The organism is Sphingomonas sp. Ant H11 (genome assembly GCF_000797515.1).
In the GTDB taxonomy this organism is placed as follows: domain Bacteria; phylum Pseudomonadota; class Alphaproteobacteria; order Sphingomonadales; family Sphingomonadaceae; genus Sphingomonas.
In genome coordinates, this window is the sequence record NZ_JSBN01000025.1 from 19463 (window position 1) to 28492 (window position 9030).

Sequence of the window (9030 nt, forward strand, 5' to 3'; positions counted from 1 at the left end):
GGCAAAGCGTGCCCCATGAAACGTCGCACCGGCCAGGACCAAAGCATCACGCGCCAGTGGCGCCCCGCAACGCAAGCCGTGCGTGGCGGCACCGCGCGGAGCGAATGGGGGGAAACCTCCGAGGCGCTGTTCCTCACCTCGGGCTATGCCTATGACTGCGCGGCCGATGCGGCGGCGCGCTTCGCCGGTGATCAGGTCGGCATGACCTATTCGCGGCTGCAGAACCCGACGGTCGAGATGCTCGAAGCGCGCATCGCCTTGCTTGAAGGGGCCGAGGCGTGCCGCACGATGGCGACCGGCATGGCGGCGATGACCGCAGTGTTGCTGTGCCAGCTCCAGACCGGTGACCATGTCGTGGCCGGGCGCGCGGCGTTCGGATCGTGCCGCTGGCTGGTCGATACGCTGCTGCCCAAATTCGGCATCGAGACGACCGTCGTCGATGCGCGCGACCCGCAGGCTTTTGAGGATGCGGCCAAGGCCAACACCAAGGTGTTCTTCTTCGAAACCCCCGCCAATCCGACGATGGACATTGCCGATCTGAGCGCGATTTGCGGCATCGCCCGCGCGCGCGGCATCACCAGCGTGGTCGACAATGCCTTTGCCACGCCCGCGCTACAGCGGCCGATGGAGTTCGGGGCCGACGTCACCGCTTACAGCGCGACCAAGATGATGGACGGGCAGGGGCGCGTGCTGGCAGGTGCGGTGTGTGGCACCGAGGATTTCATCACCAACACGTTGTTGCCCTTCACGCGCAACACCGGGCCGACGCTCAGTGCGTTCAATGCCTGGGTGGTGTTGAAGGGGCTGGAGACGCTCGACCTGCGCATCCGCCGCCAATCGGAAAATGCGCTGAAGGTCGGTCGCTTCCTCGAGCCGCGCGTGCCGCGTATCCTGCATCCGGGCTTGCCGAGCCACCCGCAGCACAATCTGGCGATGCGCCAGATGGACGCGTGCGGGCCGATCTTCGCGTTCGAGGTCGAAGGGCGCCAGCAGGCGCATGGCCTGCTCGATGCGCTTCAACTGGTCGATATTTCCAACAATATCGGCGATTCGCGCTCGCTGATGACGCACCCCTCCTCCACCACCCATTCCGGCGTCGCCGAAGACAAGCGGCTGGAAATGGGCGTGACCGAGGGGCTGCTGCGGCTGAACGTTGGTCTCGAAGACGCTGACGACGTGATCGAGGATCTCGATCGCGCGCTGACGGCGGTGGGCTTATGACGGGGCGGCGGTCGTGAAGGCGCTGTTCCCGTACGTCGCGGAGACGCGCGGGGTGATCGTGCGCGTCGCGGTCAGCTTCCTGCCCGAACAATCCGAGCCCGAGCGTGGCCGGTGGTTCTGGGCCTATCATATCCGGCTCGAAAATGCCGGCCCGCAAGCGGTGCAATTGCTGACGCGGCACTGGATCATCACCGACGGTCGCGGGGCGCGGCATTCGGTCGAAGGCGAGGGCGTGATCGGCGAACAGCCCTTGCTCGCCCCCGGCGAAAGTTTCGATTACGTCTCGGGCTGCCCGCTCTCGACCTCGACCGGGTCGATGTTGGGGAGCTATCACATGATGGGCGAGGACGGCTCGGGCTTCGATGTCGAAATCCCCAAATTCGCGCTGATCGCGCCGGCGGTGGGGGCATGAAGCGCACGCACCTCCCGCTCAACGGCATGCGCGTGCTCGATGCCGCCGCGCGGCACCTGAGCTTTACGCGCGCCGCCGACGAACTGGCGGTGACGCCGGCTGCCGTGGGCCAGCAGATCCGCGCGCTGGAGGATACGCTGGGCGTGGTGCTGTTCCGCCGGACGACCAAGGGGCTTGAGCTGACCCCCGAGGGCGAGGGCGGGCTGGCCGCGCTGCGCGAGGGCTTTTTGCAGTTTGAGGAAGCCGTGCGTGCGATGCAGGCCGGGCAGACGAGCAAGTCGCTGACCATCGCCGCACCGCGCGATTTGACCGAAAAGTGGCTGATGCCGCGTCTGGCGGACATTGCGCGCAGCGACGCCGAAATGCGCTTCGTGCTGATCTCGTCCGACACCTTCGGGACCAGCGGCGCGATCGATTTCACCGAGGCCAATCTCGATCTGGCGATTCGCTGGGGCGATGGCCCGGGGGAGCATGAGGGCGAGCCGATCGCCTCGGCGGGTATGATTACTGTCGAGCGTGCGGGCGGCGGGATCGACACGCGCATCGCCTGGCCCGGCTGTGTCGACGATGCCGCCGAATCGCTGGTGCATGTCGGTGATGCCGGGCTGGCGCTCGATGCTGCGGCGCAGGGGCTGGGGCGGGCGACCGTGCCCGAATTGCTGGCAGCAGGCGATCTGGCCTCGGGCCGTGTGGTCGCCGTCGGCGAGGCGCGTCCGTATCGGCTGGGCTATTGGCTGGTCGCGCCGCTGCCGCAGTGGCGGCAGAAAAAGGTCAAGACGCTGGTCGAGGCGCTGACGGCATGAGGCCGATCCCGGTGCTCGACACCGGTCGGTTGCGCCTGCGCGAACGGACTGTGGAGGACGCGGAGGCGCTGTTCCCCAGCTATGCCGATGTGGAGGCGATGACCTATTGGTCGCACGCGCCGCACATTTCGGTCGAGCAGACCCGCGCGAAATTTGCAGAGCCGTCTGTCGAGTGGCGCGCCTGGGCGATCACGCTTGCGGGCGAGGATCGCGCGATCGGTTTCGTCGCAGTCGGCGAGAAGCGGCCCGGCGTTTCCGAGATCGGCTATATGGTAGCGCGCGCGCAGTGGGGCCGCGGCATCGCACGCGAAGCGGTGAGCGCGGTGCTCGATCAGCTGCTCCGCGTCGAAGGGCAGCGCCGTGTCTTTGCCGATACCGACCCCGAGAATGCTGCGTCGAACGGCTTGCTGAAGGCGCTTGGCTTCACGCTGGAAGGTCGGCTGCGCGAAGAGTGGGAAACGCATCTCGGCGTGCGCGACACCTTTTTGTGGGGCTTGCTCGCCAGCGATTGGACCGCGCGATGACCCCGGCTCTGCCACCCCCCCAACCTCAACGACCCCGCCGAGCGCGCCGCCTATCAAAAGGAACTGCGCATGGTCACGCGACCGATCCGCTGGATGGGTGTCGCGCTGGCGATTGTCGGCGCAGTGCTAGCGGGCCTACGCGCGCGGTACTGGCCGCAAATGCCGATGATCCTGCCGCTGTTCCTGATCGGCATGGCGGTGTTGCATGTGCTGGCGGGGGTGGTGGTGCGGATGAAATACCACCAAGCGCGGATGGGCAGATAACGCGCTTCAACCGCCTTTGGCGTCATCGCGAGACAGGTCAACCATTTCAATTTTTTGGAGCAGGCGAGCGTACCCGCATCCGCGATCCGGTGACTGTGGTCCAGGCCGCAGTGAAGGAATACCGTTCGACTCTGAAGAAGCCTGGACTGTCGGGCGCGAGCGGGGCGTAACGTCGTCCCGCTATCGCTGTGAGGATCGGCTTGACCCAATCTCCCGAGAGCGCGGAGCTCTTGCGCAGTACCTCGGTCTCGCTGACTTTTCCGTCGGCACTGATGAGGAAACTCACGTCAACCCACTGATTATCGAAGTCATCCATGGCGAGTTTGTTGAGGGTGGTGCCGCTTGCGCCCTCGCGGCCCGAGAGCTGGCGCTGCTCGATCTTCGGCGCATACAGCAGGACGGGGACGGCACCACCTGTGGCGACGGCGCGATATTCCGCGACAAGGCGGTCTACAGCCCCGGTATCGCCATGCTGGACTGCAATATTTGCCTTGAGCAGCTTTGCCGCTTGTACGAACGGAGCAAGCTCCGGCTCACCCCGCGCGATGAGTCGATTGGTGGCGTTTAGCGCGTCTGAATAATAGGGGCTCGATTTGCCTTTGGACAAAGCGGCGTACAGGCGTGCCTCCCTGAGGAGAGCAAATCCCTCGCTGTTTGACTGATGAACCGCATGGGCATGTTTGGCCACGTCTTGATAAAGATTGATAGCGTCATCGGTATCGCCGGTCTTGGCGTAGCTATCGCCCAGCTCGAGCTGGGCGTTTAACACGCGCGGATCGGATGGAGGCAGTCCCGCTTTCAGCGCGGTCACCACTTGGATGGCACCACTGCGATATGCGGTTTCCTCGCCTAGATGCGCCGCCACTCGGGAATTGGCGCGCAGTAGGTCGGAGACGGGAACCGGATATTGCTTGGCGAAGCGGCGGTTGCGCCCGATCGAAGAGAGCATCGTCGCGCGGGCCGATTTGTAGTCCCCCGCCACGAACTCGGTCTCCGCGAGGGCCAAGGTCGCGGCGATATCCTTGTCCGGCGGGCAGTGTTGATCGAGGCAGGCCCGCAGCGAAGCCTTTGCGTCATTCAGGGAGATGCCGGTCACGACAATGTCGGGTCCGGTGGTGGCCGCCGTCGTTGAGTCCTTCGTTTGTGCGAATGCCGGAGTGCCTATTACGGCCAATAGCAGGCACACTGTATCAAGACGGGGCATGAAAAACTCCGACGCAGATTCTATATGCTCAAAGCTTACGCGTCGATCGCGTCTTCGTCCATCCGTGCGGCATTTTCCTGAATGAAGGCAAAGCGGTGCGCGGGGTTGGTGCCCATCAGCCGGTCGACCAGGTCTTTTACCACCGCGCGTTCTTCATATTCCTGCGGCAAGGTGATGCGCAGCATCGCCCGCGACTTCGGGTCCATCGTCGTTTCACGCAGCTGCATCGGGTTCATTTCGCCGAGACCCTTGAAGCGCCCGATTTCGACCTTCTTGCCCTTGAACTCGGTCGCCTCCAGATGCGCGCGGTGGGCGTCGTCCATCGCGTACAGGCTCTTGGTGCCTGCCGTCAGGCGGTAGAGCGGCGGCTGCGCCAGATAGACGTGGCCCGCGCGCACGATTTCGGGCATTTCCTGGAAGAAGAAGGTCATCAGCAGCGTGGCGATATGCGCGCCGTCCACGTCTGCGTCGGTCATGATGACGACGCGTTCGTAGCGCAAATTGTCCGCCACACAGTCCTTGCGCGTGCCGCAGCCGAGCGCCTGGATAAGGTCGGCGATTTCCTGGTTGGCATGGATCTTGGCCGAGGTGGCCGAGGCAACGTTGAGGATCTTGCCGCGAATCGGCAGGATCGCCTGCGTCTTGCGGTCGCGTGCCTGCTTGGCCGAGCCACCGGCCGAATCGCCTTCGACGATGAAGATTTCGGTGCCCTCGGGGCCGTTGGACGAACAATCGGTGAGCTTGCCGGGCAGGCGCAGCTTGCGCGCGCTGGTCGCGGTTTTGCGCTTCACTTCGCGCTCGGCCTTGCGCGCAAGGCGTTCGTCCATGCGCTCGATGACATAAGACAGCAGCGCCTTGCCGCGCTCCATATTGTCGCTGAGGAAATGGTCGAAATGGTCGCGCACCGCGCGCTCGACCAGCGTCGCGGCCTCGGGCGACGTCAGGCGGTCCTTGGTCTGGCTCTGGAATTGCGGGTCGCGGATGAAGACCGAGAGCATCAGCTCGCTGCCGGTCATGATATCCTCGGGCGAAATGTCCTTGGCTTTTTTCTGGCCGACCAGATCGCCAAAGGCGCGGATGCCCTTCACCAGCGCGGCGCGCAGCCCCGCTTCGTGCGTGCCGCCATCGGGGGTGGGGATGGTGTTGCAATACCAGCTATACGATCCGTCGCTCCACAGCGGCCAGGCGACGGCGCATTCGACGCGGCCCGCTTCGCCGGGGAAATCCTGGCGGGTGACGAAGAAATCGGTGGTCGCGCACTCACGCCCCGCAATCTGTTCGCGCAGATGATCAGCCAGGCCGCCGGGGAATTGGAACACGGCCTCTGGCGGGGTGTCGTCGGTGATGATGCCGGGCGCGCATTTCCAGCGGATTTCGACGCCCGCAAACAGATACGCCTTGGAACGGGCGAGCTTGTACAGCCGCGCGGGCTTGAAGTGCATGTCCGCGCCGAAAAATTTCGGCATCGGGCACGAAGCTGACCGAGGTGCCGCGCCGGTTGGGGGCGGCGCCGACATGCTCCAGCGGCCCGAGCGTCTCGCCGCGCGCGAAACGCTGGCGATACAGTTCGCGGTTGCGCGCGACCTCGACGATCGTGTCGGAGGACAAAGCGTTGACCACGCTGACGCCGACGCCGTGCAGGCCGCCCGAGGTCGCATAGGCCTTGCCATCGAACTTGCCGCCCGAGTGCAGCGTCGAGAGGATCACTTCCAGCGCCGATTTGCCCGGGAATTTCGGGTGCGGATCGACCGGGATGCCGCGGCCATTGTCGATGATCACCAGTCGGTTGCCGGGGTGCAGCTCGATCTCGATGCGCGTGGCATGGCCCGCCACGGCCTCGTCCATCGCATTGTCGAGCACTTCTGCGGCGAGGTGATGATAGGCGCGCTCGTCGGTGCCGCCGATATACATGCCCGGCCGCCGCCGGACGGGCTCCAGCCCCTCCAGCACCTCGATCGACGAGGCATCGTAATCGGTCATCGGCTTGGGCGTGGCGGCGAACAGGTCTTCTGGCATGAGGCGGCTATACGGCGCGGGCGGGGATACTGCCAAGCACCATCGCGGATGGCTCTGTTAGGATTGGTTCAGCATCCGGAGGGGCAGGGCGGCTTTCCCTCACCCCCGTTCGTTTCGAGCGAAGTCGAGAAACCGCAAAATACGCTGTGCCAGGTTTCTCGACTACGCTCGAAACGAACGGAATGGGTACGCATACCAAAAAAAGGGCGATATTATACTTGACGTACCCAAGGCGAGAACGTAGGGTGAATCCTGTTGGAGAAACCCTATGTCGTCGGCCCTTTCCGCCCCGCACTTTCACAGCGAAGAAGCCGCTTTCGCCTACGTCGAAGCGCGCATCTGGCCGGAAGGCCCTGTATGCCCGCACTGCGGCGGCGTGGAACGCATCGGCAAACTTCAGGGCAAGTCCACCCGTGTAGGCGTCTGGAAGTGCTACCAGTGCCGCAAGCCCTTCACCGTGAAGATCGGCACCATCTTTGAGAGCAGCCACGTTGCCCTGCATATCTGGCTTCAGGCGATGTACCTGATCGCTGGCAGCAAGAAGGGCATCAGCAGCAACCAACTTCACCGCGTTCTGGGCGTCACCCTCAAGACCGCTTGGTTCATGTCGCACCGTATCCGCGAAGCCATGCGGGACGGTGGGCTCGACCAGTTCGGTTCGGGTGGTGGCATTGTCGAGATCGACGAAACCTTCATCGGCTACGACAAGACCATTAAGCCGGAAGGCGAGAAGAAGGGCCGTGGTTTCGCGCACAAGTACAAGGTGCTGTCGCTGATCGACCGCGACACTGGCCGCGCCCGTTCGATGGTTGTGGACAGCCTCAAGGCCGCTGATCTGCTGCCGATTCTTGAAGCGAACATCGCCCGCGAGGCCCGCGTGATGACCGACGAAGCGGGCCAGTACCGCCACCTGTCGCGCACTTTCGCCAGCCACGATTTCACCCGTCACAGCGCGGGCGAGTACGGTCGCGGCGAGGTCCACACCAACACCATCGAAGGCTACTTCTCGATCTTCAAGCGCGGCATGAAGGGTGTCTATCAGCACTGCGGCAAGCAGCACCTGCACCGCTATGCCGCCGAGTTCGAGTTCCGCTATAACAACCGCGTGGCGCTTGGTTGCAATGATGCCGACCGTGCCGACGCGATGCTCAAGGGTATCGTCGGCAAGCGGCTCACTTATGAAACGATTGGTGCGCGGTGATGCCGAAGAAGAAGGAACCAGAGTGCCAGGAAGCCCAAAGCGCGAGGTTTCGCGCCGAGGTCGAAAGGCTAATCGCCGCTGGCGAACTAAACCCCACCGAGGCCGATAAGACGCTTGATCGTCTGGTGCGAAAAAGTGAGATGCCAAAGAAGCCATGAGGGATAAAATCCTACGAGAGTTTGAGACTGTCGAGGAATCGATCGGATGGGCAGAAGAAGCATTCTCTGAACTTCAAGCCGTGATGTCTGATTTTTTCAAAGGTGACATTGCAACCATTTTCAATGAATTCGACCCTGACACTGGCGAGAATGTTCAGAAAATCAAATTCACTGGCCAGATACCAAAGAGCTTCAGGCGCAAAGCCACAGAGGCTCTTACCAGTGCGCGGCACAGCTTTGATCAGGCCATCTATGCTAGCAGCGTGATAGTGCCCAGACGCCCCTCCAAAAGCGTCTACTATCCATGGGCGCAAACGCCCACTGATGTTGACCGTCTGTTGAATAGCCGCCCTATCGATCAAAGACTCTGGGATACGATCAGGCTGCATCAACCATACGGAACTTCTGATGCTTACCCCGGCGGAAACGACCTGATCCGATCGCTCGCTACCATCGCAAACAATAAGCACACGGTCGGACTCTCCATCCAAGCGCATATTGCATCGACCAAGTTCCCCGATATCACTGCGGAGCACGTCGAAAGCTTCGCGATGCTTACCCCCCGATGGGACCCTCGCAAAAACGAGGCAGAACTTATGAGGTGGAAGGGGGATGTCAAAACTAACGGCGAGTACGATTTTTCCTTCGTAATATGCCTTAAGGACCCCAAGCTTACGGAGCTTGTGGAAATTGGGTTCGCGCTCAATTCCTTCATGAGCAAGGCGAAGGAAGTTTGCGAAAGTCTGAAAGCGCGCTGCCTTGAAATCGCGGGATAGATTAAGGGCGCTCATTCAGCACCCCTTGCCCGTTTGGGTACGCGAAATATAACAACGTCAAAAAAAGGGGCCGCCGATGGCGTGTCGGCGACCCCTTTTCTTTGTCCTGTCGCGCAGATCAGCGGGCGCGGGGGCCGCCGAACGGGAGCGGCGGGGCCGGGCGACGATCGCGGCGCGGCAGCTGTGCCTGATAAGCGTGGCCGCAATGTCCGACGCAATAAGGGAAACCGGGGTTCACCTTCTCGCCGCAGAAATGGAAGTCGGGCTCGCCCGGATGGCCGATCGGCCATTTGCAGATCTTGTCGCTGAGATCGAGCAGCGTGGTCTTGCCCGCCATTTCGGGCGAGGGCTTGGCGGGAACCAGACGGCGCGGCGGCGCGGGGGTGATCGGTGCTTGTTGTTCGCCAGGGGCCTGACGCAGGAAGCCGCCGGGGCCGACCGAGCGCAGGAT

Annotated in this window: 9 protein-coding genes and 1 pseudogene; 7 read left to right on the forward strand and 3 right to left on the reverse strand. The window is 63.0% G+C overall.

All coding sequences use genetic code 11. The features are described from left to right. Positions 1–15 precede the first annotated feature (15 nt). The 5 genes from NW75_RS06060 to NW75_RS06080 all read left to right on the forward strand — a co-directional run bounded on the left by NW75_RS06060 (position 16) and on the right by NW75_RS06080 (position 3224). Positions 16–1221: a trans-sulfuration enzyme family protein gene (locus tag NW75_RS06060; protein ID WP_033964319.1), complete on the forward strand. Its 1206-nt coding sequence runs from the start codon at positions 16–18 to the stop codon at positions 1219–1221. Between the two features lie 13 nt (positions 1222–1234). Continuing rightward, on the forward strand, positions 1235–1633 hold the full coding sequence (gene apaG / locus NW75_RS06065; protein ID WP_033964320.1) for a Co2+/Mg2+ efflux protein ApaG: 399 nt from the start codon (positions 1235–1237) through the stop codon (positions 1631–1633). Next, on the forward strand, positions 1630–2436 hold the full coding sequence (locus tag NW75_RS06070; RefSeq protein ID WP_033964321.1) for a LysR family transcriptional regulator: 807 nt from the start codon (positions 1630–1632) through the stop codon (positions 2434–2436). The genes apaG and NW75_RS06070 overlap by 4 nt, the downstream gene beginning before the upstream one ends. Further along, on the forward strand, positions 2433–2960 hold the full coding sequence (locus tag NW75_RS06075; protein WP_033964322.1) for a GNAT family N-acetyltransferase: 528 nt from the start codon (positions 2433–2435) through the stop codon (positions 2958–2960). Before NW75_RS06070 ends, NW75_RS06075 begins: the two co-directional genes overlap by 4 nt. Positions 2961–3029: 69 nt before the next feature. Further along, entirely contained in the window at positions 3030–3224 is a 195-nt protein-coding gene (locus NW75_RS06080; protein ID WP_231564992.1) for a hypothetical protein, read from the forward strand. 46 nt (positions 3225–3270) lie between these two features. Here NW75_RS06080 and NW75_RS06085 read toward each other — a convergent pair whose 3' ends face one another. Together NW75_RS06085 and parE are read right to left on the reverse strand one after the other, a co-directional pair. Continuing rightward, on the reverse strand, positions 3271–4320 hold the full coding sequence (locus tag NW75_RS06085; protein WP_033964323.1) for a tetratricopeptide repeat protein: 1050 nt from the start codon (positions 4318–4320) through the stop codon (positions 3271–3273). 143 nt (positions 4321–4463) lie between these two features. Then, positions 4464–6444 (reverse strand): annotated as a pseudogene (parE, locus tag NW75_RS06090) (DNA topoisomerase IV subunit B). 268 nt (positions 6445–6712) lie between these two features. Here parE and NW75_RS06095 point away from each other — a divergent pair. Continuing rightward, on the forward strand, positions 6713–7645 hold the full coding sequence (locus tag NW75_RS06095) for an IS1595 family transposase (RefSeq protein WP_033964324.1): 933 nt from the start codon (positions 6713–6715) through the stop codon (positions 7643–7645). Positions 7646–7799: 154 nt separating this feature from the next. Continuing rightward, positions 7800–8579 (forward strand): hypothetical protein, encoded by a 780-nt coding sequence (locus NW75_RS06100; RefSeq protein ID WP_033964325.1) that lies wholly within the window; start codon positions 7800–7802, stop codon positions 8577–8579. Positions 8580–8697: 118 nt separating this feature from the next. Here the strand turns inward: NW75_RS06100 and NW75_RS06105 are convergent. Then, positions 8698–9030, reverse strand: a 333-nt coding sequence (locus NW75_RS06105; RefSeq protein ID WP_033964326.1) for a GcrA family cell cycle regulator, incomplete at its 5' end; no start/stop codon positions are given.

What these genes read in the sequence shown, in the direction of transcription:
- NW75_RS06080 (WP_231564992.1), top strand. Translation starts at nt 3,030, where the DNA reads ATGGTCACGCGACCGATCCGCTGGATGGGTGTCGCGCTGGCGATTGTC.
- NW75_RS06095 (WP_033964324.1), top strand. Translation starts at nt 6,713, where the DNA reads ATGTCGTCGGCCCTTTCCGCCCCGCACTTTCACAGCGAAGAAGCCGCT.
- NW75_RS06075 (WP_033964322.1), top strand. Translation starts at nt 2,433, where the DNA reads ATGAGGCCGATCCCGGTGCTCGACACCGGTCGGTTGCGCCTGCGCGAA.
- NW75_RS06100 (WP_033964325.1), top strand. Translation starts at nt 7,800, where the DNA reads ATGAGGGATAAAATCCTACGAGAGTTTGAGACTGTCGAGGAATCGATC.
- NW75_RS06070 (WP_033964321.1), top strand. Translation starts at nt 1,630, where the DNA reads ATGAAGCGCACGCACCTCCCGCTCAACGGCATGCGCGTGCTCGATGCC.
- NW75_RS06060 (WP_033964319.1), top strand. Translation starts at nt 16, where the DNA reads ATGAAACGTCGCACCGGCCAGGACCAAAGCATCACGCGCCAGTGGCGC.